The organism is Cryptosporangium sp. NPDC051539, from assembly GCF_044454545.1.
Classification (GTDB): domain Bacteria; phylum Actinomycetota; class Actinomycetes; order Mycobacteriales; family Cryptosporangiaceae; genus Cryptosporangium.
Genome location: NZ_JBITDV010000011.1, coordinates 48,563 through 75,156 on the forward strand (window position 1 = coordinate 48,563; position 26,594 = coordinate 75,156).

General features: G+C 69.4%; 22 protein-coding genes. 10 read left to right on the top strand and 12 right to left on the bottom strand.

What is annotated here, in order from left to right; translation table 11 throughout:
• The first annotated feature begins 1,920 nt into the window (after positions 1 to 1,920).
• Complete coding sequence (locus ACIBZJ_RS30590; RefSeq protein ID WP_395935698.1) at positions 1,921 to 3,570, top strand: protein kinase; 1,650 nt, start codon at positions 1,921 to 1,923, stop codon at positions 3,568 to 3,570.
• On the opposite strand, the gene ACIBZJ_RS30595 is transcribed toward ACIBZJ_RS30590, so the two are convergent.
• From ACIBZJ_RS30595 to ACIBZJ_RS30605, 3 genes are read right to left on the bottom strand one after another with little or no spacing between them, the layout of a single operon-like run.
• On the bottom strand, positions 3,571 to 4,533 hold the full coding sequence (locus ACIBZJ_RS30595; protein WP_395935700.1) for an NAD(P)-dependent alcohol dehydrogenase: 963 nt from the start codon (positions 4,531 to 4,533) through the stop codon (positions 3,571 to 3,573). It lies immediately after the preceding gene.
• A 13-nt stretch (positions 4,534 to 4,546) separates the two neighbouring features.
• The gene (locus ACIBZJ_RS30600) at positions 4,547 to 4,765 is read right to left on the bottom strand and encodes a helix-turn-helix transcriptional regulator (protein WP_395935702.1); all 219 of its coding nucleotides are present in this window, start codon (positions 4,763 to 4,765) and stop codon (positions 4,547 to 4,549) included.
• 13 nt (positions 4,766 to 4,778) lie between these two features.
• Entirely contained in the window at positions 4,779 to 5,204 is a 426-nt protein-coding gene (locus ACIBZJ_RS30605) for a hypothetical protein (protein WP_395935704.1), read from the bottom strand.
• Positions 5,205 to 5,389: 185 nt separating this feature from the next.
• Here ACIBZJ_RS30605 and ACIBZJ_RS30610 point away from each other — a divergent pair, with 185 nt between their 5' ends.
• Both ACIBZJ_RS30610 and ACIBZJ_RS30615 read left to right on the top strand, forming a co-directional pair.
• Positions 5,390 to 7,666, top strand: a complete 2,277-nt coding sequence (locus ACIBZJ_RS30610) for an ArnT family glycosyltransferase (RefSeq protein WP_395935706.1) — start codon at positions 5,390 to 5,392, stop codon at positions 7,664 to 7,666.
• 76 nt (positions 7,667 to 7,742) lie between these two features.
• Complete coding sequence (locus tag ACIBZJ_RS30615) at positions 7,743 to 9,500, top strand: PAS domain-containing protein (protein ID WP_395935708.1); 1,758 nt, start codon at positions 7,743 to 7,745, stop codon at positions 9,498 to 9,500.
• Here the strand turns inward: ACIBZJ_RS30615 and ACIBZJ_RS30620 are convergent.
• Together ACIBZJ_RS30620 and ACIBZJ_RS30625 are read right to left on the bottom strand one after the other, a co-directional pair.
• A complete protein-coding gene (locus tag ACIBZJ_RS30620) occupies positions 9,497 to 10,459 on the bottom strand; it encodes an acetylxylan esterase (RefSeq protein ID WP_395935710.1) in 963 nt (320 codons plus the stop codon). The two genes, ACIBZJ_RS30615 and ACIBZJ_RS30620, sit on opposite strands and share 4 nt — an antisense overlap.
• Positions 10,453 to 11,172 (bottom strand): TetR/AcrR family transcriptional regulator, encoded by a 720-nt coding sequence (locus ACIBZJ_RS30625; RefSeq protein ID WP_395935712.1) that lies wholly within the window; start codon positions 11,170 to 11,172, stop codon positions 10,453 to 10,455. The genes ACIBZJ_RS30620 and ACIBZJ_RS30625 overlap by 7 nt, the downstream gene beginning before the upstream one ends.
• Positions 11,173 to 11,248: 76 nt before the next feature.
• On the opposite strand from ACIBZJ_RS30625, the gene ACIBZJ_RS30630 reads away from it, so the two are divergent.
• On the top strand, positions 11,249 to 12,838 hold the full coding sequence (locus ACIBZJ_RS30630; protein ID WP_395935714.1) for an APC family permease: 1,590 nt from the start codon (positions 11,249 to 11,251) through the stop codon (positions 12,836 to 12,838).
• Here the strand turns inward: ACIBZJ_RS30630 and ACIBZJ_RS30635 are convergent.
• The 6 genes from ACIBZJ_RS30635 to ACIBZJ_RS30660 form a co-directional block, all read right to left on the bottom strand.
• Positions 12,778 to 13,653: a hypothetical protein gene (locus tag ACIBZJ_RS30635; RefSeq protein WP_395935716.1), complete on the bottom strand. Its 876-nt coding sequence runs from the start codon at positions 13,651 to 13,653 to the stop codon at positions 12,778 to 12,780. The genes ACIBZJ_RS30630 and ACIBZJ_RS30635 overlap by 61 nt on opposite strands.
• Complete coding sequence (locus tag ACIBZJ_RS30640) at positions 13,650 to 14,165, bottom strand: sigma-70 family RNA polymerase sigma factor (protein WP_395936268.1); 516 nt, start codon at positions 14,163 to 14,165, stop codon at positions 13,650 to 13,652. The genes ACIBZJ_RS30635 and ACIBZJ_RS30640 overlap by 4 nt, the downstream gene beginning before the upstream one ends.
• A 269-nt stretch (positions 14,166 to 14,434) precedes the next feature.
• On the bottom strand, positions 14,435 to 16,168 hold the full coding sequence (locus ACIBZJ_RS30645; protein WP_395935718.1) for a BTAD domain-containing putative transcriptional regulator: 1,734 nt from the start codon (positions 16,166 to 16,168) through the stop codon (positions 14,435 to 14,437).
• A gap of 90 nt (positions 16,169 to 16,258) precedes the next feature.
• Complete coding sequence (locus tag ACIBZJ_RS30650; RefSeq protein ID WP_395935720.1) at positions 16,259 to 16,729, bottom strand: SAM-dependent methyltransferase; 471 nt, start codon at positions 16,727 to 16,729, stop codon at positions 16,259 to 16,261.
• Positions 16,730 to 16,821: 92 nt separating this feature from the next.
• A complete protein-coding gene (locus tag ACIBZJ_RS30655) occupies positions 16,822 to 17,451 on the bottom strand; it encodes a 2'-5' RNA ligase family protein (RefSeq protein ID WP_395935722.1) in 630 nt (209 codons plus the stop codon).
• 35 nt (positions 17,452 to 17,486) lie between these two features.
• Positions 17,487 to 18,782, bottom strand: a complete 1,296-nt coding sequence (locus tag ACIBZJ_RS30660; protein ID WP_395935724.1) for a helix-turn-helix domain-containing protein — start codon at positions 18,780 to 18,782, stop codon at positions 17,487 to 17,489.
• Positions 18,783 to 19,036: 254 nt separating this feature from the next.
• On the opposite strand from ACIBZJ_RS30660, the gene ACIBZJ_RS30665 reads away from it, so the two are divergent.
• The 4 genes from ACIBZJ_RS30665 to ACIBZJ_RS30680 all read left to right on the top strand — a co-directional run bounded on the left by ACIBZJ_RS30665 (position 19,037) and on the right by ACIBZJ_RS30680 (position 22,330).
• Complete coding sequence (locus ACIBZJ_RS30665; RefSeq protein ID WP_395935726.1) at positions 19,037 to 19,888, top strand: SAM-dependent methyltransferase; 852 nt, start codon at positions 19,037 to 19,039, stop codon at positions 19,886 to 19,888.
• Between the two features lie 288 nt (positions 19,889 to 20,176).
• Positions 20,177 to 20,620 (top strand): hypothetical protein, encoded by a 444-nt coding sequence (locus ACIBZJ_RS30670; RefSeq protein WP_395935728.1) that lies wholly within the window; start codon positions 20,177 to 20,179, stop codon positions 20,618 to 20,620.
• Between the two features lie 875 nt (positions 20,621 to 21,495).
• On the top strand, positions 21,496 to 21,738 hold the full coding sequence (locus ACIBZJ_RS30675) for a hypothetical protein (RefSeq protein ID WP_395935730.1): 243 nt from the start codon (positions 21,496 to 21,498) through the stop codon (positions 21,736 to 21,738).
• Between the two features lie 58 nt (positions 21,739 to 21,796).
• Positions 21,797 to 22,330 (top strand): hypothetical protein, encoded by a 534-nt coding sequence (locus ACIBZJ_RS30680; RefSeq protein WP_395935732.1) that lies wholly within the window; start codon positions 21,797 to 21,799, stop codon positions 22,328 to 22,330.
• 195 nt (positions 22,331 to 22,525) lie between these two features.
• Here the strand turns inward: ACIBZJ_RS30680 and ACIBZJ_RS30685 are convergent, their stop codons facing one another.
• Positions 22,526 to 23,341 carry a GntR family transcriptional regulator gene (locus ACIBZJ_RS30685; RefSeq protein ID WP_395935734.1) on the bottom strand — a complete coding sequence of 272 codons (816 nt, stop codon included), beginning with the start codon at positions 23,339 to 23,341 and terminating at the stop codon, positions 22,526 to 22,528.
• A 204-nt stretch (positions 23,342 to 23,545) separates the two neighbouring features.
• Between ACIBZJ_RS30685 and ACIBZJ_RS30690 the strand changes: the two genes are divergently transcribed.
• Positions 23,546 to 23,701, top strand: a complete 156-nt coding sequence (locus tag ACIBZJ_RS30690; protein WP_395935736.1) for a hypothetical protein — start codon at positions 23,546 to 23,548, stop codon at positions 23,699 to 23,701.
• Between the two features lie 734 nt (positions 23,702 to 24,435).
• On the top strand, positions 24,436 to 26,367 hold the full coding sequence (locus ACIBZJ_RS30695; protein ID WP_395935738.1) for an FtsK/SpoIIIE domain-containing protein: 1,932 nt from the start codon (positions 24,436 to 24,438) through the stop codon (positions 26,365 to 26,367).
• Positions 26,368 to 26,594 lie beyond the last annotated feature (227 nt).

Consider the following 26,594-nt stretch of genomic DNA (forward strand, 5'->3'; position numbering starts at 1 on the left):
AGGGGGCACCGGGTCAACGGAGCTGCCGTCCACAGAGGCTCGGGCTTTGTGTCGTGGCCGGTGATCGGCACTGCGGCCTCGCCCGCCCGCCGAGATGTTCGCGATCGCGGGTCCGGTCGCTGGCGCGGGCGTTCTTGGCCAGAGCGTCCAGCCCGCCGAAGCGCCCGCGGCCCACCCCGAACGCCCCCAGCCACCCCCAGCCACCCCCGGTCCCGTGGCCCGGTCGGCGTGGCCCGGTCGGCGTGGCCCGGTCGGTTGGGCTGGGTCGGTGTGGGCCGGTCGGGTCGGCCCGGTCAGTTCGGCCTGGTCGCTTCGGTCCAGCCGGTCCGCTCCGGTCGGTGGTCGGTGGTCGGTGGTCGGTGGTCGGTGGTCGGTGGTCGGCCGAGTTCAGCGGTCTTGGTCAGCTCGGGCCTAGCCAGTCTCGGTCGGTCCGGCGTGCTCGGCCTGCTCGGTCCGGCCTGCTCGGTTCGGCCGTCGCGGTCCGGGCCGCTCGGTTCGGCCTTCGCGGTCCGGTCTTCGCGGTCCGGCGTGCTCGGCTCGGCGTGCTCGGTCCGGCCTTCCCGCGCGGTCGGCCCGCCTGACTCGGTCGGGCCTGCTCGGTCGGCCGTCGTCGGTCGTGTCGAGGTGGACGTAGGACACGTGGCTGGCGCTCTCGCCGATCTCGGTTGCCAGGTCGGCGCCCAGCTCTTCCTGGAAGCCGGCCATGATCGCCGCAGCGTCGTTCTACGCCAGCGGCGTGGTGCGCGTACGCCAGCGGCGTGGTGCGCCTACGGCAGCAGCCCTGCGCCCATGCCAGCGGTGCGGTCGGCTGCTTCGGCCGGCGTGCGGGCCCGGTCACCGCGGCGCGGTCCTGTGCCAGCGGCGTGGTCCGCTGCGCTGACCTGCAGACGGGCTCAGTCGTCGTCGGCTCGGCCCCCCATGGCAGCAGCGTGGGCCGCTGCGCCGACCCGCGTGGGCGCCCGGTCGTCGTGGGCTCGGCCCCTGATGGCAGCAGGGTGGTCCGCTGCGCGGCTCGCGGGGGGCTTGGGGGCGCGGGTTCGCTAGCAGCAGCGTGATCCGCTGGGCTCACCTGCGAACAGGCGTACAGCGCGGCGTCGCCGACCATCTCGCGCTGCGGCGGGGTGTCGGACGTGACGACCGCGCAGCCCGCGGCGGCACGCTGGTAGACCTTCGTCGGGACTCGGTCGTCGCGGGTTCGACCTCGGGTTGTGGCAGTCCGGGCACAGCTGGGGCTCGGTCGTCGTAGCGCCGTCCTGCGTCAGCGGCCAGGGCGACCTGCAGACGGGTTCGGGCTCCGCCGGCCGCAGCGCTGCGCCGACCCGCGTGGGGTCTCGGCCGGCACGAGGCCGGCACGAGGCCGGCACGAGGCCGGCAGGAGGCCGGCAGGAGGCCGGCAGGAGGCCGGCAGGAGGCCGGCAGGAGGGTGGTCGGCTGCATCGGCCTGCGTGCAGGCGTCTCATCGCGGGATCGGCCTCCGCCACCGGCGGGGCGCTGCTTCGGCCGCGTGAGCCCCCGGTCAATGTGGGGTCGCTGCCTGCCGCCGGCATCGTGACTGCCCCGCACCGCTCAGCGAGCGACGCCGGGGCCCGGCGCCCGGCGAGCGCGGATACGGCCGCGGTGATCGTCGCGGCCAGGAGCGTCTGGCACCGGTGTCAGCCTGGAAGGGTCGCAGCGGCCGAGAAAACATGCGACGGGACCGGGCACCGGCAACCAGGCACGCACGTTCGCACCTGACATCGTTAGTCCGTAATGCTCAATCACCGTAAGTAATAGTACTGACGCGTAGCACAATAATTGTGTGCCGACGTGTCCTACGGCACTGACTGAAACTCGATTCTCGCGGTAAGCGCTTCCAACTTGGTGTTTGATCAAGTTGCTAACTGGCTGCATTGACCATTTCGACGTGATGGGAACCATCGGATGCTTTTCGACCGAGCCCAGCTCACGGCCGCGCTCCCCCAGTACGAAGTGGGTGCTGAGCTGGGCCGCGGAGGTTTCGGGTTGGTCATCGAAGGTCGCCACCGGCGACTCGGGCGACCTGTGGCAATCAAAATTCTGACGATTTCCGGTCCGGATGTGGAACGGCGATTCCTCGCCGAAGCGCAAGTGATGGCCGTATTCGACCACCCGCATGTCGTCCGTGTGCACGACTATGCGGAAAGCGATGGTCTCTGTCTGATCGTCATGGAACATCTTCCGGGCGGCACGCTCACGTCCCGGATCGCGGAGGGCTTACGGCCCGAGACCGCGATCGCGATCGGGCTCGCGATCTCCGACGCGTTGCACGCCGCCCACGAGCGCGGCATCGTCCACCGCGACATCAAGCCCGACAACGTCCTGTTCGCCGCGGACGGCGCGGTCAAGGTCACCGACTTCGGCATCGCGAAGCTGTTCGAGGGCTCGACGATCACCACCGGCACGCTGGTCGGCACACCGGCGTACGCCGCCCCGGAGCAGATCCTCGGCCAGCGGATCGGCCCGCAGACCGACGTGTACGCGGTGGGCGGGCTGATCTACCACATGCTCGCGGGGCGGACGCCGTTCTCTCTGGCGCTGCCGTTCTCGGCGATGCTGCACCACCACTTGAACACGCGGCCCGAGTTGCCGGCCGGCATGCCCCCGCGCATCGCCGAGGTCGTCGGGCAGGCGCTGGAGAAGGAATCGGCCGATCGTCCGGCGTCCGCCAAGGAGTTTGCCCTGGCGCTCGCCGACGCGGCGGCGGCCGAGTTCGGGCCGGGATGGTCCGCGCGGGCGGAGATCCCGCTGCGGGTGGACGACGACATCCGGGCCGCGGTCACGCTGACCGGTGGAGCCGGGCAGGCGCGCCTGGCCGCGGCGGCGGTCCGGCCGGGCTCGCCGGGAATCACGCCGTCACCGGCGCGGCGGCCGCGGTCGGGAGACACCCCGGTGCAGTTGCAGACGCCGCCCCCGGGTCACCTGGCCATCCCCGGCTACGCCGAGCCCCCGGTGAACCCGTCTTACGGCCACGGGGTGCCGCCGGCGGCAGCCACCACCCCGGGCTGGGGTTTCACGCCGAACTCGTTCGGCCACGGGGTCCGGCCCCCGGCGACGCCGACCTCGTTCTTGGAGGACCCGTCCAGCGGCCTTCCTCCGTCGGTCGCCACTCCCGACCCGAGGACACCGCTGCCGAACCGGGACGTCGGAACCTCCTACGGCCACGGCGCACCTCCGGAGACCACGGGAAGCGTGCCGGTCGTGCCGCGGAGCCGCTCCGGGCGGCATGCGGCCGAGCCCGGCGCGGATTCCGGGGCTGCCGGTTCGTGGCGGCCGGAGAGCCCGGCCGACCCGTTCGCGGTGAGCGGTGGTGCGCGGCACGCGTCCCAGGACCACCCGGCGCCGGCCGGGCGGGCGGCCAGGCGGCATCGCCAGCCCGAGCCCCCGGAAGCCGGTGCCCAGGGCGTCGGGGTTCGGGGAGTCGGGGCCACGGAGGCCGGGGCCGAGGAGGAGGGGATCTCGCGCCGGATGCTGATCGTCCTGGTGGCGGTCGTTGCCCTCATCGCGGTGATCAGCGTCGCGATCGGTGCGGCGATCGGCTACACCACGCGCTGATCAGACCGTGATGACGACCTTGCCCGCGGGGTGCCCCGCGGCGAGGTAGCGCATCGCCTCGGGTGCGTCGGCGAGCGGGTAGGTGTGGACGATCGCCGGGGTCACCGCGCCCGACGACATCATCTCGCCGAGCTCCGTCAGGTCGGCCGCGTTCTCCCGGCCGATGACGTTGCGCATCTTCTGCCGGCCGAACAGCGAGGTCAGCGGGGCGAACCACTGGCGCTGGTAGCCGTGCAGCAGCAGGCCGGGCGCGTCTTCGCCGCCGACGAGGACGAGCGTGCCCTCCGGCGTCAGCGCGCGGCGCAGCAGCGACAGTGGACGGTTGCCCGCGGTGTCGATCACGACGTCGTACCGCGCGCCGCGGGCGTCGACCTCCTCCTGGGTGTAGTCGATGACGTCGTCGGCGCCCAGGGAACGCACCAGATCGAGCTTCGACGGGCCGCAGAGGCCGGTGACCGTCGCGCCGAACGCCTTCGCGATCAGCACCGCGAACGACCCGACCCCACCGGCCGCGCCGATCACCAGCACACGCTGGCCGGCGCGTACCCGGCCGCTGTCGCGGACGGCCTGTAACGCGGTGACGCCCGAGCACGGGGCCGAAGCGGCCTGCGCGGCCGTGACGTTCGCGGGCATCGGGGCCACCTGCTTCTCCGGAGCGACCGCGTACTCGGCCCAGGCTCCCTTGCCGCTGGTGCCGAACACCTGGTCGCCGGGCCGGAAGCGGGTGACGTCCGGCCCGACCGCGGTCACCGTGCCGGCGAACGCGCGGCCCACGACGTGGATCTTCGGAGCGCGCATCCCGGTGAACGGGCGCATCAGGTAGGGACGGCCGGTCATCAGGTGCCAGACCCCGCGGTCGTTGCTGCTGGCCAGCACCTGGACGAGAACCTCGCGGCCGGCCGGCGTGGGAGTGGCGACTTCGCGGACTTCGAGCACGTCGGCCGAGCCGTAGGTGTCACGCACGCACGCCTTCATGTCATTCCTCCGGATAGTGGAAAACGTCGTCGAGCGGGACGTGGAAAACGCGGGCGATACGGAAGGCCATGTCCAGCGAGGGCGAGTACCGGCCCTGCTCGATGGCGATGACGGTCTGCCGGGTGACCCCGATGCGTTCGGCCAGGTCGGCCTGGGTCATCTCGTCCCGGGCGAACCGGAGGGCGCGGATCGAGTTGGTCACCAGCGTCGGCTTCACCACTGCGGGCCCGGCTTCACGGCTGGAAAGGCGTGCGGTAGACGATCACCTTGGTCACGCCTCCGAGCACGGCCGAGAGGACGAAGCACAGGTAGACGACGTTGGCGATCCAGAACCGGTCCCAGTCGGCGATCGCCATGAGCATCGCGGCGACGCCGCCGATGACGACGAACGACTGGCCGACGTACTCGCCGAGCCGGGTGATCTCCCGGTCGCGGACGTCGATGGCACGGGAGCCGCCGGGCAGAACGATCGCCAGTCCGATCTCGACGACGATCGACGCCACGATCGAGGCCCCGGTCGTCACCAGCAGGAGACCCGCGTACGGCACGTCTGGCAGCGGCCGTCCGTCGGCCCGGCGGAGGACCAATCCGATGTAGACCCCGTAGGCGACGACGGCGACGACCAGCCGTATCCAGACCCGTTTCTCCGTGAGGGTCACGGCAACCTCCGATGTAAAGCATTCTTGACACCCTTAATGTCGTGCAGACCCGACACGGTGTCAAGGATTATTTACATTTGCTCGAGAGGGCTGCGCGACCGCCGGGGGAACCGTTCCGGTACATTTTGCGAACTCGGCCGTTCCGAGTCGGCGATCGGCGGGGCCGCACCTAGCGTTCGGAACCGATGACGAGCTTGCGTACCGCACTGACCCTTCGCGGCTGGCTGCTGCTGGGCGCGCTGTGTGCCCTCGCGGTGACGCTGGCGCTGGCCACGAACCCGCAGTACGGGCCCGACTCGCGGATCTACCTGGCCTGGACGTACTGGTACCTGGGGCACTCCCCGGCGGACGCCGCGCAGCTCTCGTACGACTACCTGCACAACGACCCGGGCCTGCACAACTGCTGGACGTGCTGGCGGCCGGACTTCCGCACCAGCTTCTTCACCGGCCAGTACGCGATCGTCGTCGGGCCGCGGCTGCTGCTGCCGGTGCTCTCGGCGCCGTTCGTGTGGCTGCTCGGCCCGAGCGGCCTGCTCGTCGTCCCGCTCGTGGGGTACGCACTGGCCGTGCTCGCGACCGTGGTGCTCGCGTCCCGGCTCTGGGGGCAGCGCTGGGCGCTGGTCGCCGGAGCGTTGTTGCTGCTGCCGATCTACGTGTCGAGATGGAGTGTCGTCGGGCAGACCGAGGGGCCGGCGTTCGCGCTGGTCGCGGTGCCGCTGCTGTTCCTGCCACTGGCCCGGCGAACGACCCGGAAGCACGTCGTCTGGTACGTCGTGCTGGTCGTCGTCGGGCTGCTCAACCGGCAGTTCGCGGTCGCGCTGCCGGCCGCGGTCGGAGCCACCTGGCTGCTGGTGGCGATCCGCGATCGGGCGCTGCGCAACCCCTGGCTGCCGTTCGCGTTCTGGGGCAACGCGGTCGCGCTCGTCGTCCTGGCCGCACAGATGCTGGTGACTCCGTTGCTGTTCGGCGGCGACGACCTCGCGCTGTCCGCGCGGTTCGGCGACCTCGCCGAGGACATGTTCGGCGCCCGGGGCGTGACGGCGGTCGCCGACGTCACCCGGTTCGTGATCGTCTCCGATCTGGACCGAGTGAAGTACGACCTGCCGCTGACGATGCTGCTGGTCGGCGCCACTATCTCGGTCGTGCTGCGGTACCGCAGCGAGTTATCGGCGCTGGCCGCGGGCGCGTTCCTCACCGTCAGCGCGATCAACATCTACGAGTTCTGGCCGGCCGGGTTCCGCTACCACGCGCCGATCGTCCCGATCCTGGTGCTCGCCGTCGTCGCGATGCTGGCCGAGTGGTGGCGGCCGGGCCGCGTCGGGGTCCGGTGGGTGGCCGGCCTTCCCGCCCACGCATGGGCGACGATCGGCGTGGTGACGGTGACCTGCCTGGCGGTGTTCGCGAGCCGGTCCTCTTTCTACGGTCGGACGAGCCTGTTCCACCTGGCCTGGTCGTACCGGTTCCTCGGACTGTCGCCGGCCGAGGCCACCGCGCGCACGTACGACCAGCTGTCGTCCCAGCCGTTCTTCGCCGGGGGGTGCACCGAGGGCGCCTGCTGGCAGGCCGACCTGTTCCAGCACGCCGCCTCGGCCGATCCGAACCTGGTCTATCCGCTGCTCTCGGCGCTGTTCGTCGCGATGTTCGGGGCTCCCGGCCTGCTCGTCGTCCCGGTGCTCGCGTTCCTGGTGACGATCGTCCTGCTGGCACGCTTCGCGGCGCAACGGTGGGGCGCGCTGGCCGGCACCGCGACCGCGGTGGCGTTCGTGATCTGCGACCGGATCGCGGTGTCGGCGCTGGCCGGGTCGGCCGACATGCTCACGATCGCGCTCTGCTGCGGGTGTCTGTTCACGCTGCCGCTGGATGGTCGCCGCGGCCGGCTGGCCGGGTTCGGCGTGCTCGTCGGGCTGATGCTGGCGTCGCGGGCCCCGGCCGTAGCGATCGTCGGGGCGGTCGGGGTCGCGTGGCTGTTCGCGTGGCGGTCCGATCGCTCGTGGCGGAACCCCTGGCTGCCGTACCTCCTGGTCTCGGCCGGGCTGTCGGCGGCGGTCGTCGCGCTCGGGCGGGTCGTGCCGTTCCTCGACGCCCGGTACAGCGGGCACCCCCGGTTCGGAAGCGTTCTCGCCGCCGATCTCACGGCGCTGGCCGGGGATTCGGTGTTGTGCGCGGTGCTGGTGCTGGCGATCGTCACGACGCCGTGGCGGGCCGCGAAGCACTCGCTGGCGGCATTGGCGCTCGGGGGAATCGTCGCGGCGATCCTGTTCGAGGTGACCACCGGCGTGCCGGCCGGCGCACGGCAGTTCGGCCCGGTGTTCCCGCTGATCCTGCTGGCCGTGATGGGGATGCTGGCCGGGCTGTTCGAACGTCTCGGCCCCTGGGAGGCGCCACCTCCACCGCAAGACGACGAGACGGACGTCGAGCCCGCCGAGCCCGCCGAGTCACCTAAAAGGGTCATGCGGACGTAAACGGTGTAAAAGCTGCTATCGTGACATCGATTTCACGACCTTGCCGCTGAGGCGGCCGCTCGAACGGCATCTCTGAATGAGCGAAGACGGCGACCTCTACGACGCACGGCGGATCGCCGCCGTCGGCCGCGCGACCGCAGTCCTCAATGGCGTCCCCCTTTCGATGGACGCGATCGCCGGCGCGGCCGCGGGCATCGCGAACGCGCCGATCGGCGTGGTGTCCCTGGTGGATGGTGAGTGGGACCGGCTGGTCGGTCTGCACGGCATCGGCGGCGTCTTCGCGCTCACCCGCCGGATCGCGGTCGCCGATTCGCTGTGCCGCTCGGTCGTCTCGTCCGGACGTCCGGTGTGGATCTCGGATGCGGCCGACGACCAGCGTGCCGCCGGTGCGGCCGTGGTGTCCTATCTGGGCATCGGTGCGTTCGCCGGTGTCCCGCTGCTCGGCGCCGACGGCGCCGTCGTCGGAAGCGTGTGCGCGCTCGACACGGTCCCGCGGGAGTGGACCGCGGCCCAGCGCGCCGCGCTGGAAGGCGTCGCGGCCACGACCGGCCTCCTGCCCGGGGTGGCCGGGGTCGCGTCCGAGCTCACCGTCAACCTGCTCGACCTCGTTCCCTTGCTGGACGCACTGGCCGAAGCGTTCGTCGTGGTCGACGGAGACGGTGCGATCCTGGCGTGGAACGCGGCCGCCACCGCGACGTTCGGCTGGACGCGGCAGCAGACGCTGGGCTATTCGCTGCACTCCCTGCTCTTCCCCGACCGTGACGCGGTCACGATCCGGGCCGTACTGGCGACGCTGGCCACGCTGCCGCCGGCGGAGCGTGGGAAGGCCAGGCGACATACGGTCTGGGCGACGACGCGGGACGGACTGCGGCTCCCGGTGGACGCGTCGATCCGCGCGGTTCCGAGCGCGGAGGGCTCCCGGCTCTGCGTGTCCATGCTGGATGCCTCCGGCCGGTTCGACGCCGAGGCGGACGCCGACCGCCGCGACGGGCTGCTCCAGGCCGTGCTGAACAGTCTGGACACGGCGGTCTACGCCTGTGACCAGACCGGCCGCCCGCTGTTCGGCAACCCGGCGCTGCTCCGCCTGCTGGGAACCCGGGACCGGCCGTTCGCCGAGACGATCACGCTGCTCCGCGCCCACGTGCGGACCTGGAGCGGCGACGAGATGGCGCCGGCCGAACGCCCGAGCGCGCGGGCGCTGGCCGGCGAGACCGTCCGGGACGCCGGACTCGCGCTGGTGCTCCCGGGCCGCCCGACCCGGTATTTCCGGGCGAACGCGGAACGGATCATGTCCGGCGACGAGGCCACCGGGGTGGTGGTCGCCCTGCGGGACGTCACCGGGACCAAGCAGGAGCAGCATCTCCGCCGCGACGAGCTCGCGGTCGCGCGACTGTTGCTGCACGACGGGTACTCGGAGACGACCGCGCAGCGAATCGTCGACACGCTGGCCGCCGCCCCGCTGCGGTCCCGCGTCCGGCTCTGGGTCGTCGAGCCCCCGGCGGACGGCGAGAGGTGGTCGACCCACCTGCGGCTGGTGGCCGACTCCGCGTCCGCGGCGGCCCCGGCGGAGCGGCTGCCCTACGGCGAGGGGCTGGCCGGCGCGGCCTGGGCGTCCGGCGATCCGGTCACCACCGACCCGGTCCAGGTGGGTGGAGGCACTCCGGTCACCGGGCTCGCGACCGTGCTGCGGGGCGCGAACACCGGGCTCGGCGTGCTGGAGCTCGTGCCGGACGAGGAGCCGGCCGACGTCGACGCGCTCGCGGCCCACCTCGAGCGCATCGCCGTCGACGTCGGCTTCTACCTGTACCGCTCGACGATCCCGGCCCGCACCTAGGCGAGGCGGTCGCGGAGGAACGCCAGCGCGCGGGCGTCGTCGAACGGGCCGCCGCCCTCGTGGGCGTTGTAGTCCCAGGTCACGACCTCGTGCGGACCGGCGTACGCGTTGGCCGCCCCGTACACCGACGACGGCGGGCAGACCGGGTCCATCAGCGCGACCGAGATCAGCGCCGGTGCGGTGGCGCCGGCGGCGTGGTTGACCCCGTCGAAGTACGAGAGCGTGTGGTGCACCCGGTCCCGGCTGTCGCGGTGGATGGCCAGGTAGTCGGCGATCTCCCGGTACGGGTACGCGTCGGTGATCCGGGTCGACCGCGGGAAGTCGCACAGGAACGGGACGTACGCGACGACCGCGGCGAGGTCGTCGCGCAGACCGGCGACGGCCAGCGCGAGCCCGCCGCCCTGGCTTCCGCCGAGAACCGCGATCCGGGCCGGGTCGACCTGGGGCAGGGCCCTGGCGGCGTCGACCGCACGGACGGCGTCCGTGGTCAGGCGTCGGTAGTAGTACGTCGAGGGGTCTTCGATGCCGCGGGTCATCATGCCGGGGATCTGCGGTCCGGCCGGGCCGGAGTCGGCGGTGCCGCCGAGGCTCCACTTGGAGCCCTGGCCGCGGGTGTCCATCGCGAGGTGCGCGAAGCCGGCCGAGGCCCAGAGCAGGTTCTCGAGCTCGTGGCCCCGGCCGCCGCCGTAGCCGATGTACTGCACGACGGTGGGCAGCGGGCCGGTGGCTCCGGCCGGGACGCGGAGCCAGGCGCGGATCTCCTCGCCGCCGAAGCCGCGGAACGTGACGTCGTGGGTGGTGAGCGTGGTCAGGCCGGTCGGCACCTCGGCCGCGCGCACGTCGATGTCGTGGCGGGCCGCATCGGCGAGCGTCCCGTCCCAGAACGCGGCGAAGTCGTCGGGCCGGACCTGCTCGCTGCGGTAGGCGAGCAGTTGGTCGAGCGGTAGATCGGTCAGCACACGTTCTCCCGGGGATATCTGGTGTCGATGCCGTCGAGCATGATGTCGATCATCAGGGAGAACAGCTCCGTCGACGTCTTCGGGGCGGTCTGGTCGGCGAGCGCGGCGACCGTCGGGTAGTCGTCCCTGGGCTGGTTCCGGTACACCTCCGGACGCAGTGGTTCCGGGCGGTCGGACTCGCCGGTCGACGGCTGGGCAGCGAACACCGCCTGCCCGAGAACCGTGCTGACCAGGACGGTGTAGATCGGCTGCGTGTCGGCGGGGGAGAACCCGAAGTCGAGGATGCGGCGGAGGCTGGCCTCGCGTCCGCGGAGTGCGTTCGGGCCCAGCAACGGCGTCCGCAGGACGACCGGCAGCAGGTGCGGATGCCGCAGCAATGCGTCACGCAGATTGTGCGCCACCGTGCTGAAGTCCTCCCGCCAGGTGGGTTTGAGCTCGGCGAACTCGACGTCACCGAGCACCTGGTCGACGACCTCGACCAGCAGTTCCTCCCGGTTGGCGACGTGCCGGTAGAGCGAAGCGGCTCCGGTGCCGAGCCCGTCGGCGAGCCGCCGCATCGTGAGCGTGCTCAGCCCCTCGTCGTCGACGATGGCCAGCGCGGTCTTCGTGATCTGGTCCATCGTCAGGCCGCCGGGCCGGTTCCGCCGCCGGCTCGCCGCGGCCCGACGGTTTTGCCACCACCGTGCGCTGCCCGGCCGGGATGTCGTCTCCACGGCCCCATCTTGACGCATCGGGGACCCGGCCCTTACGTTACGCGAACGTTGTTCGCATAAGACGTCGAGGTTAAGCATGGCCAGACACCTGTCCGAGACCGACGCCGGCCCGCTGGCCGGATGGCAACTGGCGATCGTGGCGACGATGAGCCACGCACCGCTGATCGTGGCCTGGGTGGCGATCCCGGGTGCGTTCCAGTTCGGACATCTGGTGGCGATGCCGCTGGTGTACGTGCTCGGCGGCCTGACGCTGCTGTGCGCGGCGCTGACGTTCACCAGCATGGCCCGCCGCGTCCGGCACCCGGGTGGGCTGTACGCCTTGGTCTCCCACGGGCTCGGGCCCGCGGCCGGGCTGGGCGTCGCGGCCGTGGTGCTGATCTCGTACCTGGGCTCGCTCGTCTCGTTGTACGCGGTCTTCGCGCTGACGTTCTCCGCGCTGATGTCCGACGCGCTGGGGATGCACGTGCCGGTGGAGGCGGCGGCGATCGTCGGCGCGGCCGTCATCTCGCTGCTCGGTCTGGTGCCGTTGCGCCGGGTGATCTGGCTGCTGGGCGGCCTGCTCACCGCGCAACTCGTGGTCTTGATCTGGTTCGACGTCCGGGCGCTGCAGCTCCCGATGGAACACGAGGACTTCATCGCGCCGCTGCACCCCGGGTGGCTGTTCAGCGGGTCGTTCGGCATCGCGCTGTGCTTCGCGGTGACCGCGTTCATCGGGCTCGACACCAGCTTGAACTTCGTCCGGGACGTGCGTCACCCCCGGCGGGCGGTGCCGTTCGCGGCCTACCTGGCCGGGGCGCTGATGACGCTGGCGTCCGCGTTCAGCGCGTGGGCGGTCGGTGCGGCGACCAGCGGTCAGGCCCGGGCCGCGGTGGCCCCGGACGACGTCGCCGCGAGCGCCGGCACGACCGGTCAGTCGCTGTTCACGCTGATCGGCCGGATCGTCGGGCCGGAGGGCGCTCCCGGCGTCGGGCGGCTGATCATGTGGACGCTGCTGCTGGCGACCGTCGGCACCGCCGTCGTGCTGCACAAGGCGGTCAACCGGCAGCTAGCCGGTCTGGCCGGCGACGGCGTCCTGCCGCCGTCGTTCGGGCTCGGCGCGGGCGGGCCGGTGCGGCTGATCGTTCCGGGGGTGGCCGCGCTCGGCACGCTGGCCGTCGTCGCCACCGGTGACCGCATCTACGCGCTCTGGCTCGGCCTGGCCAGCGGGCTCGGCATCACCGGGGCGCTCACGCTGACGTCGATCGGCGCGGTGTTCTGGTTCCTGCGCACCGGTGAGAACGAGTCCGGCGTCGGTGGGTGGGAGATCCGCGTGGTCGCGGGTGCTCTCGCCACGGTCGTGACCGGGTTCGTGTTCGGGTTCGGCCTGCTGAACCTGACGTCGGTGTTCCCGCCCGCCGGTGGGCGTCCGTCGTGGCTGCTGGGCGCGTTGATCGGGCTGGCGTTCGTGTTCGGGGTGGTGGCGGCACTGATCCTGCGGGCCGTGCGTCCCGGCGTGTACGCGTCGATCGGCCGGGCCGCCGGTGCTTCTGCGGACCCCGGGCCCGGGGTTGTACCCGGCGGGCCCGGGGCGCGGATGAGCGTGGCGGCTCAGGATCGAACGGGAAATCAGGCGAACGTGCCGTGGACCGAGACGTCGTCCTTCCCGGCCGACGCGGTGGCCGAGTAAGCGTCGTCGTCGGCGTCGCGGGTGCCGGAGTGGGCGTACTGGCCGGCGAAGACGTAGCTGCCGGGCGCGAGCGTGGCCCCGTCGTCCAGCGTGAAACGGTAGTAGAGCCAGCCGGACTGCTCGCGGACGCTCTTGGTGACCTTGTCGTTCGGGACGCTGGTCCAGAGGCCGGCCGTCTTCACGCCTTTCGTCACCGCGACCTTGATCGTGACGTCGAGAGAGCTGATCGTCTGTTGGTTCTTGACCGTGACGTTGCTCTGTCCCCAGTTGTCGTTCGAGTTCGGGTCGATCGAGCCGTCCGACCAGAGGTAGTCGCGGACCGGGCTGCTGCCGCCGGGCACGGTCTGCACCGGTGACGGCGCGTCGCTGGTCCGCTGCGACTTGGACGCGCGAGGGCTCGCGGATTTCGGGGGCGGGCTGGACTGCGGGGACGAGCCGGTCGCGGCCGGTGCGGACGGTGTCTGCGCCGACGGTGACGTCGTCAGCGGCGCCACCGGCCCGGGCGGGGCCTCGGCGACCTGGCGCTCGGCCGTGCCTCCGACCAGGTCGACCGCGAACCAGGTGCCGCCCATGCTGAGCGCGACGACGCCCACCAGGGCGGCCGCCGCCCAGGCGGCACGCGGGCCGGAGCGGGCGGGGCCCAGACCGGCCGCGCGGGCGAACGGCCGTCCGCCCGAACGGACCGGTGCCGACGCCCGGCGGCGCGCCAGCCGTTCGAGCATCGCGGCGCGGTCGGGCTCGTGGGCGTCGGCGGCGGCCCGGAGCCGCAGGCGCAGCTCGTCGTACGTGTAGTCGGAGTCGTAGTCGGGCATCATCGGCCGGCCTCCGGAAGCTCGGGGTATCGCCTCGGGCCGCTCGGGGCGAGCACGGGGCGGAGGTCGGGCTCGGCTGCGTGGGCCTCGGAGTCGGTGATCAGCGCGGCCAGTTGCGCGGCGCCGCGGGAGGTCTGGCTCTTCACGGTGCCGACCGAGATCCCGAGGACGTCGGCGACTTCGCGCTCGGACAGATCGAACGCGTATCTCAGGACGACGCACGCCCGGCGCCGGTACGGCAGCCGCCGGAGCGCGGCCCGGACGTCCAGCGCGAACGGGACGTCGGCCTCGGTGATCTGACTCTCCCGGCGGAACAGGCTCGTCAAGCGCGCACCGCGTTGCTCGAGGCCGTTCTTGCGGTTCCAGTTCCGGGCCACGTTGACCAGGACGCCGCGGGCGTAGGCGAGCGGGTCGTCGGCCGCGTTGACCCGGTCCCAGTAGCGCCAGATCTCGGCGAGAGCGTCGGCGGCGAGGTCGTCCGCGATGCTCTGATCGCCGGTGATCAGCGACGCCATTCGGGCCAGCTCCACGTGATGGGTCTCGAAAAATAGGTGGAAGGCATGCTCGCGGGGCCGAAGAACGGGCACGCCTTCCACCTCCTCTCGACGCTGCCGGGTGCGTAGTCAGCGTCAAGCTTTTTAGGGGTTGCTTGCGAAGCAATTCCGAATATTAGCCAGCTAAAAGTGCACGTCAACCGGCAAGTACGCGGATGGCGGGAAATTGAAAAAAGGTTGCTGGCCATTCTTTAAATGCGGCTAAAGTTCGCGCGGGTCCGCTTAGGACGTCAGGAGGCCCGGATGACGACCAGGCGGCTGAGCGCCTCGGTGTTGGCGCGCAGGTCGGGATGGCGGCTGACCAGGTCGTACACCGAGGCGTAGGGACCGCTCAGCTCCCGATCGCGGATGATCCGGTTGATCTGCTCGTACGTGATCCGGGGGACGCGGGCGAGCACGTACTCGGGCGCCGCGTTCACGTCGATCAGGCCGCCGTCGGCGAACCAGCGGGGCAGATCGGGGCGTCCGATCCGCAGTTCCAACGCCATTCGCGGGTGATGGGTGAGGATCTGGAGTGCGCGTTCGCGGTCGAGGTGGCCGGTGATCTCGGCGGCTTCTCCGAGGGATTGGCCGATCTCGCGCGGGGGCTCGGTGAGCGCGAGGGCAGCGGTGTGGGCGGCGCCGAAGAACGGCGGGAACACGAGTCCGGGGAGCGCGAGCGTGTCCCAGATCGTCCACGGGAGTTCGGGGTCGTCGTCGGCGACGATCTCCTTGAGGTCGACGAGGACGAAGAGCGTCAGCACGAGGTAGACCAGCGCGGCGACGAGGTTCAGCGTGCTGCGGCGCCGGATCGCGAGGTAGGCGATCACGGCCCAGGTGGCGAGGCCGAACGTGCAGAGCGGGATCGCGGCGAGCAGGGCCGCGATCAGCCAGGTCTGCGCGGTGCGGTGCGGGCGCGGGGCCGGCGTGTGCGCCGGGGGCACCCCGAGAAACAGCGAGGGCCCGCCCAGCGGAGGCATCCCGAGCGGCCCCGCTGCCCCGAGCGGCCCCGCTGCCCCGAGCGGCCCCGCTGCCCCGAGCGGCCCCGCTGCCCCGAGCGGCCCCGCTGCCCCGAGCGGCCCCGCCTCCCCGAGCGGCGGGGCGGGTCCCGGCGGGCTCGGCGGGGCCTCGGTGACGAGCGGCGGTACCAGGGCGGGGCGGGGCCGGGAGGCCGCCGGCGCCTCCGGCGGGCCGGTCAACGGCGGGTCGAGCGCGGGGTCGGACGTGAGGATCTGCTGGTGCAGAGCTCGGAGCCGAGGTCCGGGGTCGACGCCGTACTCGTCGCGCAAGTGCTCCTGGGCGGAGCGGTACGCCGCGAGCGCCTCGACCTGCCGCCCCGATCGGTACAGCGCCAGGATCAGCGCGGCCGACAGCCCCTCCCGCCCCGGGAACTCACCGACGAGTGTCGGCAACTCCAGTGCCAGCGCGGCATGCCGCCCCCGCTCGAGCTCGATCTCGGCCAGCGTCTCCCACGCCGCCGCGAACGCGTCCGCCAACCGTTGACGGGCGGCGTCGAACCAGCGGCCGGAGAAGCCGGCCAGCGGCTCACCCCGCCAGAGGACGACCGCCTGGCGCAGCTGGGCCGCGGCTTCGTCGAGCGACCCGCCCCGGCGCGAGTCGTCCGCGCTCCGGACCAGCCGCTCGAACGTCCGCATGTCGAGCTCGGCGACGTCGAGCCGGTACCCCGCGTCGTCGAGGGCGAGCACCCGGGACGGCGACCGCGGCGACCGGTCGGGCTCCAGCACCCGCCGCAGCCCGGCCACGTACTTCTGGACGACGTTCGCGCCGTTCTCCGGCGGCTCGTCTTCCCACACCGCGTCCACGATCTGACGCGCCGGTACGGCCCGGTTCGCGTTGAGCAGCAACACGGCCAGCACGGCGCGCTGCTTGCCCGGCCCCAGGTCGACCTCGTCGGCACCCCGCCAGGTCCGGAGCGGACCGAGGAGGGCGGAACGAAGCGCCGGACCGGCGTCCCCGTCGTCCACCGGCCGTACCTCCTCCAACCGCATCGCGCTCGCGACCTTAGCAACTCTGTGAAAGCTCCCAGGTCGTACAGCGCCACAGTGGACGAAGGCTTATTCGAACCCCATCGCTCCGTACGACGACACCTGTGCCGGTTCCGGCCGCTCGGTCTCCTCGGGCCGCCACTCGCTGACCGGCACCACGCCCGGCTCGACCAGCGTCATCCCGTCGTAGAACCGCTCCACGTCGGCGGTGGTGCGCCACTCCATCTCGTGGCCGAGCATGGCCCTGGCGTCGGCGGCGTCCTGCGGCGGGGCGAAGTCGAGCGTGGCGTTGGTCACGGTCAGGTGGCTGCCGGCCGGAAGCGCGTCGACCAGCCTGGCGACGTTCTCGTACGGGTGGTCCGCGTCCTTCATGAAGTGCAGGATCGCGATCAGCATCAGCCCGACCGGTTGCGACAGGTCCAGCACCCGCTGCAGGTCGGGGTCGCGGAGGATCGCTTCCGGCTCGTGGAAGTCGGCGTCCAGGTACGCGGTGGCGCCCTCCGGGCTGCTGGAGAGCAGGGCGCGCGCGTGCACGAGCACGATCGGGTCAGTGCAACCCGGGTTGTGCACACGCCACCAGTGGCTGCAACCGGGGACGCACCCGGGCGATCCTCAGTCCGCAGCGACGGAGTTCAGCTCAACGGTACGTCCGCGTAGACGTCCCACTCGTACATCTTATTGTCACGATTCAAGACGATGAGTTGGCAAGATCGAATTGAAGTGTCGGCACTTGCAGGAGGAAAAGAGTCCAATGCGTCCAAAATTGGCTTGGCCGAGCCCGCCGCATTCGTGTATGCCAGGCTTACGTGAGGCGTAAAAGGAGACTCGGCCTCGGGGACATTGTGCTCGCCCCATACTGCCGCGATTGACCGCCGAATCGCGAGGCGCAGGCGACGCACTTCGTCCGCCGGACTAACGCTCATCATCACAGCCTCAGGGTCCACATGGGCCGGGCCGATATGAAGTGCCAGCGGACCAATCTCTTTACAATAGGAGCGGGCTGCCTGCACGATCCGGTCTACGTCGTCCTTCTCGACCTCGTCGATGAAGCCGATACCTTGCATTGTGAGATGCAACCACTCTGCCGGAACGGGATCGACGCCGTCTAGGCGACTAATCAAAGGCTCATACCGGGCGGCAAGGTCTACGACATCAGACTGGTCAGCAAAGGTGATGTGCCAGGTATAGAACCGGCGTCCGATTTGCCAACCTGGACGCCAGTACCAGTGATCGCGAACCTCGTGGGCACTGTCGGGATGCATCTACGCTCCTTGTTTCTTTGCTACAACCGCAGATTCTAGTATTCGCCTATAGTCGACACTAGTTCCCCGGCGGCCTTACTCCTAATCAGCTCGGGTCGCGTAGACAGTTCAGCGCGTACCTGCCGCAGCCGAGAAGCAACGGTTTCGAGGCGTTTTCCGCCTGGCAAGGAAAGCACGGGTGTGAGCACTTCTACCGCCCCGTCGACCTCACCAGATTGAATATGCGCTCGCGCGGCCCAGATCCTGACCTGAGCGACGGTTCCATAACCGAGTCGTCCGGTTACGACACTCGACGACTCCAGTACTTCTGATGCCATCTCCACTGCCTCTGCACTCCGCCCTATTCGCAGCAGAACCGCTCCTGCGTAGTTCTGAAAACGGGTAGAGTCGCAGCTCAGAAGGCCCCCAACACTATCGGTCGTCTTAACATCCTCATGCGCAGCGGTAGCGCTCCCGAGGGCATGAGCGGCGTATTCGTGTGCGCCTGCCTCGGCCCAAGCGTCCGCTTCTTGGCAGGCTAGGAGAACCGGCGCGGTGCCTAGGTTGTGAGCGTACTTGCGCCCGCGCTTGGCTAGAGCTGCCGCTTCCACATAGTCGCCAGCCCAGAACGAGGTCTTGCTTTGCACAGAAAGGGACCATGCCCTTAGCTCGTCGCTATCTGCCATATTCGCGCACAGCCAAGCGGTTTTGCCATGAGTTTCGGCAGTTCTAGGGTAACCGAGGTCTCCTGATATCCACGCCAGAAGGATATTGACTCGGCCCGCAGCTAGATACAACTCGCGCGTCTGAGCGGGCCATTGGTGACCCTGTAGTAGCTCGAAAATCCGTCCTGCCAGATTGGTGGCACGCTGCACAACCTCGACTGGCGATTCGGACAGATAATCAGTTGCGAGGTAACTGACCGTCTGATGTATTTCTTCTATTCCTTCTGGTCCGACATTGCTCGACTCCGCCCACGCGCCAAAGGTCGCAGCACGGTCGGCGGTGGCGTCAAATATCTCGCGCTCGCTGACGAGGAAAGCCGTCCTTGATGTTCGTCGTACCGGCGCAAGCCCCATCAAGATTCGGCCTTCGTCGGGCATTCCGAGGCCCACTGCCAACCGCTCTAGCAGATCGATTGATATGACTGCACGCTTGCCGTTCACTAGATTGCTGACGCTGCCTTGTTCTAGACCTGTTCGGGCCCCGATGCGCGTTTGGCTAAGCCCGGAATAGTTCATAAAAAGTTTGACCAGTCGACCCACATCGCGGGCGGACAACGAGTCCTGAACCTCGCGTCGCACCCAAAAGCTATCAGGCACGGATATTACGGCGTCCGTCGGCGCGATCATTGGGGACGGTCTCCCTTGTCATCGGTCGAGCGAAGCAAGGCTGCAAACACGAGCATACGCAAAAGTGCCAACCCGCGCGGGCCAGCGCAACAGCCGGCTGCGGCGCTTTCGTACGCGCTGGTGGAGCGACCTATGCAACCGAACTATAGAGCCGGTGCATGGTCACAACCCCCCTCGTTCAGCCACCCTTCGTTCATGGCACGGACGACCAGGCGCAGCGAGTCCGCGCGGATGCGAGGGGAGGCGAGGCAGACGTGGAGAACGAGGCAGGCCAAGAGTTGGATCGTGCCGCAGAACTGACCAACACGTGCAGCGCCGCTCTCATGCCGCCCGATCAGGCGAACGCTGCGCGTATTTACGACTGGCTACTCGGCGGATCCAGCAACTTCGCGGCTGATCGGATGGCCGGGCAACAGCTACTACGAGCGATACCCCACGCAACCAAGAATGCTATCGCGAATCGGCTTTTCCTCAACCGCGTGGTGCGGTATCTAGCCTCGCGTGAAATCCGGCAGTTTATTGATTTGGGCTCGGGTTTACCGACCGTCGGAAATGTTCATCAAATCGCGGAATCGATATCCCCGTCATCGGTCGTCGTGTATGTAGATAACGATCCGGTCGTCGTTGAGCATAGCCGGTCGCTGCTTTGCGGCAATCGCAACGTTTCCATTGTGCAAGCCGATCTTCGAAAACCGGATCAGGTACTGCAAGCGACGGAACTTCGGCGAGTGATTGACTTTGACAGGCCGGTAGCGATTCTTGCTGCTTCAGTTCTACATTTCATTGATCACACAGATCTTTTGTTGTCCGTCATGTCTCAGTACGTTTCGAGTCTTGTACCCGGAAGCTGTGTAGCTATTTCTCATCTGACGGGCGAATTTGCGTCTGCGGATGAAAATTTCCTGGCACAGTCGATCTACGCGCGCACGGCAACAACTGTGACGCCCAGAAGTCGCACGGAGATATCGGCACTATTCGGCGGACTGCAATTGTTGCCTCCTGGGGTGGTGCGCGTCTCGGAGTGGAATCCGGACCTGTTCGATCCTAGTGAGGACTACGCCCGGGATATTTACGGCGGCGTAGCAATGGTAGTCGACGAATTGTAGATAGCCGATATTCCAATCGTTGATCTGAAGGGTCGCAGCGGACATGAATACGTCTTCGCATGTAGAGATTCCATCGCCAACAGAAATTCGTACCGTTGAACTCGCCTTGGCCCAGGACATTCTTCAAATTCATGTCCAGCGCACGCGGCAGTTGGAGGCCACCACAGAGCATCAGATGCTCACGAGTGTTCGTGAGTGCCGTTATTGCACCGTGAGATGGCCGTGCAAGACGGCGAAATGGGCTCAGTGGAAGCGAAGTGCCGGTGTATCGGATGAGGAGGGCGTGTGATGGGACTACCGAAGGCTGGTTCGCATATTCCGCGCACCCCGGTTCTCGGTTATGTCCGGGCAGGCGATCCGGATGTGGTCGAATTGCTGTGGACCGCGTTGGATGATTACGGTCGGCGCGCTGGTTTAGTGGTCGTTGACGTTCTTGTCGAATCGCCGGATGTGAGGGATATGGCGGCTCCTGCATTCGCGCGGTGCATCGAATCAGTCCGCGATAGAGGAGTGCGGGGTGTCTTGTTTCCGACGTGGGCGCATCTTGCCCCGGATGAGGATCTCGGCAGCGAATTGCTGACGGTGGCACGGGATGCGAATGCATTGCTGTATGTGGCGGACCAGTCGAGTATTCCGTCGTGGGCTTTCGGGGCGGCATCACAGGCGCATCAGGTTGCCGCCGATCAACGCGCCGCTCAGTCGGAACGGTTTCGATTGAATGGTGTCCGATGAGCGCGGGGGTCACCGATATTGCGACGGAGACGGAGACGGAGACCGCATTGGCGGTTCTGGACGTGCCGGGCCGTTCGGTTTCGGCGCGGTTAGAGTCTGCACAATTCTTGATCGATGAGCATTTCGGCCGGATCCCGGATATGAAGTGTGTTTCCTGCGGGCAAACTAGTCCGTGCAGACCGCGAAAGCGTGGGTTAGCGGTATTCGATCACCACGGCCGGTTGCCGAGGAATCGGCCCGCTGCCGCCCGCAGTGGCGGTCCTGAGACGGCCGGGATGGGCGGTAGCTCGCGCGGCGTGATACGGGGGGCCGGGAATCACCCCGCTCCCGGCCCCTTCGGGGAACGCGCGCCGTTAGAGCCTGCCCATTCCGGTCACGACGATTCGGCCGATAAAGGGGGTTGAGGGGGTGCAGCACGGATGAGGCGTTCGTCTGGCCGGTCTTGATGCCCGTCGATCCCGAGGAGGTCGTGTCCCCGGAGCCACTAGCGGAGGAGCGGCGCGCGGCGTGGCGCTCGGTGGCGGGGGTGCATCGTCCGGCGGAGTGGGACGAGGAAAAGTGCGAGTGGTGCGGGAAGCCGTTCCCGTGTCCGGACTCGCCGGACTCCCTCCGCGCCTCCGCGACGGAGGGCTGAAAGAAAGAGGCAGGCCGGACCACCCAGACTTTGGAAGGGACCGGGTGGTCCGGCGGGGTGTGAACCCCGGTGTCAGATGATACCGGGGTGCGTAGGGGCTGCTTTGGCCTTTGTGGTCAGAGGTGCGCTTTCCCCGGGAACAAGTCGGTGTTCCTGAGCGGGAGAGTGAAACGTGGTAGACGCTGAGACAGCATGTGACGAGGGACCACCCGAAGAGCCGTGCGCGGTGCTGGAGGAGGGGGTGCCGTATGTGCAGGGCTGGATGGAAGCGGCCGGGGCCGTGGCCGCGTTGCGGGACGAGCTGACGGCGTGTGGCTTGGATGAGAGGTTCGGTGGCCTGCGGGCGGAGGTGACCGTGGCCGGGGTCGGTGTGGTGGAGTTAGGCCGGATCACTCCGGCGACCGCACGCGCACTCGCCCGGCTGCTGGCCGTCGCCCGGCAGGCCGAGTCACGAGGCACCGGAGGCGGCCGTGCCGCCGCCTAACCGCGCCCCGGCGCCCGGTCCGCGCTCTGCGCGTGACCGGCGCCGACGGCGGTTGACGGTGCTGCTGATCGCGGTCGTTATCCCGGTCTACAGCGCGCCGTATCTGTACTTCGGTCTCGGGGCCCGGCGGTGGCTTGGGCAGGTCGGCCGTGACCCGTCAACGGTGACGTTCGACTGGGGCTCCAAGCTCGCGTCGACCGCGATCGGCTCACCGGACCAGGGGCTAGCGGATGCCCGGGCGGAGGAGTGCGCCGACTCGCAGCCCTCCGCCCGCACCCTGTACGACCAGATGCACAGGGCCGCCGAGGACTCGGACGCGCAAGGCGGCTGGCACCTGAGCGTCATCCCTGGGGATGCCACGGTGCACCGTTCCGGGCCGGTCACCGCGACGGCCGATGTCCCGGCCACGGTCCGCGCGACGGTCTACAACGTCACGGTCACCGACCGGGCAACCGGTGCGGTGGTCGGTCATGCGGGGCAGGTCGGGGAGAAACACCAATGGACTATCCATCTACGCCGGACGTGGTCGTATCCGGTGTGGCAGGTGTGCGGCATCACCGTGGATAAACCGCTGTTGAACGCGGACCACTAGCGCAACAGGATTCCTCTCGCCTGAGCCAGGCCAGGCGGGCGAGAGGACAGGCGGGGTCTTCCCTTCGCGGGGGAGGCCCCGCCGCCGCATCTCCGGCCCGCTGAGAGTCCCCAGGAATGGCGAACGGACGCACACCCGGCGGGAAGGGGATCGGCCGGGGGTGCGTCCGTTCGGTGGGGCCGGGCGACGTCGAGGCTAGCGGCGTTTGCGGCGGGTGGGCACGGTTACGGGGTAGGCGAACTCGGTCTGATCGGCCGATGCGCGGGTCTCGTCCAGGACGGCCGGTCGGCCGTCCACACTGACCACCCGGGTCACGATGAGAAGCGGCGTGCCGGGCTTGGCGCGCAGCGATTCGGTCTCGTCGCCGTAGGGCATCCGGGCGCGCACGTGGTCGCGGAACGCGATTGTGTGGCCCTGCTCGGCTAGCCACGCGTAGACCTCCTCGGGGGCCGGGAGGTGCGCGCTGGACGCCCACGGGGTCTCTAGTTCGGCGGCGACCGGGAAGGGCATGGCGATCCACACTGACCGGCGGACGCCGTTGCGTCCCCGGGCGTCGGCCCCGGTTTCCTCAAGGGCCTCCCGGGTGAGCATCGGCGTACCGACGTAGGTTCCGGTGAGTAGCTCAGCGTGCGCCGTGGTGGCGTCCGTGCGCAGATACACGGGCTCGCCGAGCGTGGCCCACGTGTCGGCACCGGGAGCGGTGTAGCTGGCGGACAGGGTGCGCTCCTCGGTGTGCTCGGGACGGGCGTGCGGGTCGCGCACGATCGCGCCGAACGGGCGCCGCACACTCACCAGACCCTCGCCCGTGAGCGTCGCGACGGCTTGGCGGATCACCGGCCGGGACACCCCGAACTCCCCGGCCAGAATCTCCTCCGACGGGAGCGGCTGACCAGCCGGGAACTGCCCCGTCACGATGCCTTCCCGCAGGTAGTCCGCGACCTGTTTCCAGCGGGGAACCGGTGCCGTGATCGTCGGACGCGCGGGGGCGGCTGTTTCCTCGGGTTGTGGCATGGGTCACATCTCCTGCGGTCGGTATGCCCTCTGGGCTGCCCTCGTGTGTGGTTCCGACCCGGTTTCCGGACGACGGATCACTAGTCCGCCCCTAGTCCCTGCAGGTCTCTCGGAACCAATTCGCTAGCCGCAACGTAGTACCTTTGCTGTAGGACGTCAACGTACAACGTTGACGTGGAACGTACCGAACAGAGAGGAGACCAAATGACCCGACGACCGATCGTCCGTCCCGAGATCCGAGACCCCGAATTCCCGTACCTGGAACCGCTGTGCCCGTGCGGCGCAGCGGCCGACCGGGTCGGGATGTGCCGCAAGTGCCGGGCGCGCATCCGGTGGCAGCGCCGCACCGGCCACCGATGAGCCACCCACCGACCCACCAACCGATGAGCCACGCGGGCGGGCCGGACGTCCCGGGACGTCTCGCCGGTCGGCAAGACGTCCCGCCGATGTCCGCCCGCGTGGTGATCCCGTCCCTGCCGGGAGGCGGACCCTCAATCCCGTTCCACTCACCTGCTCACGAGAGGGCACGCGCATGACCCGCATGACCGCACCAACCCACACGACCCGAACGACTCGCGCGACCGGCGCTCGCCGGAGCGACCCCCCGAGGATTGGAGGCCCCCGCTGACCTACGACCAGAACACTCCCGCCCCGGCCCCCGATGGAGGCACCCGACGACACACTCACTGCTTCCCCCACATCCCTGACCCCCCTACCCCAGCCGGAACCCCTGCCCCAGCCGGTACCGCCCCGGAAACGGGACGGAACGAGCCCGAGACCGACGCGAAGGCCCGGGAGCGTCTGGACTACGCCGTGGTCCGCATCGAGGAGGAGACCGCGCGTCTAGAGGCTCGCCTGGCCGAGCTGGCGCGTGAGTACGCGAACCTGGTGGCCGCCGCGCGCGCGGCTCTGCTGGCCCAGAACGAGGGCGAGGCAGACCCGCTCTGGTATGTCCGGGACCAGCTTCCCCCGGCCCCGGTCGGACACCCCCTCCACCCCGCACCGGACCCAGACCCGTACCCGGGTACGGACCCAGACCCAGACCCCCGCTCGGCCCCGGATTCCGTAGCGGACTGGGACGGGGGTGAGTACCGATGACCGGCCGCCATCGTGACTACCGCGACCGGCCCGGGTACGGGTACGGACTCGGTCTCGGGTTCGGATTCCCGCCCATCTCCCTAGTCGCTCTCCTCCTCGGATTCCTGCTGTACGCGCTGGTCAAGCTGACCGGGTGGGCGCGCCGTCTGGTGTGGCGCTACCGGTCGGAACTGGCCCCGATCGGCGTAGCCGGCCTTTTTGCCGGCTGCGGCTGGTACCTGCACTACACCCATCCCGGCTGGGCCGTGTGGATCGCGGGCGTGACCTGGACCGTCGCTCTGGTTCTGTCGCTGCTGCCCTCCCGGTGGATGCCGGTACGGCGGTGGCTACCGCGCCGGATCGAGCGCCTCTACACGGCGCTGTGCGTGGCACTGGGCGGGTCGTGGCTCTCAGCCGCGCTCATGGCCGGACCCGGCGCCGGACCCCTGCCCGGCCTCGGGGTGTTGTTCACCCTCGTCACCTCGATTCCGTGGTGGGCGCACCACCGGCGCCGCGCCCGGATCCACGTCGAACGGATGCTCTCGGCGTGGCCCCGGATCGCCGAACGCCTCGGCCTGGACGGCTCAGACGTCCAATCCGCCAACGTGAACGCCAGCGGGCTGCGTCTGCGGCTTCGCCTGGCCCGGGGCCAGACCGCCCGGCAGGCGATGGCCGCGACCGAGGGCATCGCGTCCGGGCTGGGCGCCCGCCCGGGGTCGGTGCGGGTCGAGGCCGACCCGTACCGGGCCGACCGGGTCGTGGTGCGGGTAGTCGAGAACGATCCACTCGCGCACCCGATCCGCTACCCCCTGCCCGGGGCGCTGTCGATCCGCCGCCCGATCCCGCTCGGCGTGACCGAGGACGGCGACCCGCTCAGTGTCCTTCTGCGGGGCCGAAACGTCCTGGTCGGTGGCGTCACCGGGTCGGGTAAATCCGGGGTCCTCAACGTGCTCCTCGGAGGTCTCACAGCGTGCCCCGATGTGGTGCTGTGGGGCATCGACCTCAAGGGCGGCATGGAACTCATGCCGTGGATGCGCTGTCTGCAGTGGCTCGCCGTCGAACCGCATCAGGTCATGAAGATGCTCACCGATGCCCTAGTCGAACTCGACCGGCGTACGGCATGGATGACCGCACGCGGGCAACGGCTCTGGGCACCCAGTCCCGAGCACCCGGCGCTGCTGATCGTGGTCGACGAGTGGGCCGAACTCCCGCCCGCCGCCGCGCCCCTGGTCGACTCGATCGCCCGGCGCGGCCGGTCGGTCTGCGTCAACCTCCTTGCTGCCACCCAACGACCGACCCAAAAAGCGATGCAAGGCGACGCCGTTCGGTCCCAAATGGACGTCCGGATCGGCCTGCGGGTCCGCGAACCCCGCGACACCGATCTCATTCTGGGGCAAGGCCACTACTCCGCCGGATGGCGTCTGGACGCATTGGACGCACCCGGGAAACTATTTCTCTCCGACCCCGAACATCAAACAATGCGCATGGCTCGCGCCTACTGGATACCCGACGACGCCGTAACCGCACTCGTCCGCGAACACATCCGCTACCGGCCACGCGGAATACCCGAACGCGTCGACACCATTCCGGCACCACCGCCGCCCTACCGGGAGCCACAGAATCCCGCGTCCCGCAGTTCTGATCCTCGCGAGACCAGCGCGAGGAACAGCGACACCGGACCGGCCAAGGAGACGAGCCCGAAAGAGGAGACCGACGCGGATAAGGCCCGAGCGTTCATCGACGGGCTATCAGGAAAGCCCAGCGAAGCAATGAATCTCCTCCTGTGGGCGCTAATCAAAGCGGGTCGCGACGGCGCCACCACCAAACAATTGCAAGAGACCACCGAACTCAACCGCGCCACGCTCCACCGATATCTGCGCCGCCTGGAAGAGGCAGGTATGGCCACCCAGCCGCAGTACGGGCACTGGAAGGCCACCGACCCAGGATGACGACCCAGGATGACGACTCGGAGTGACGGCCTGGCTGTGTCACTGTCGCAGTGTCTCAGGGGTTCCTCGCGCGTCTGCGCGTAGGGGGCCGCAGGAACACTTTGGCGCTGAGACAGTGGCACAGTCACCCACCGTCACTACACGGAAGTCACCGGAAAGGAGAAGATGCCACACGCCACACCATTCCGATGACCAATCCGAAGAAGAAGAGGTGAATGCCTTTCGGC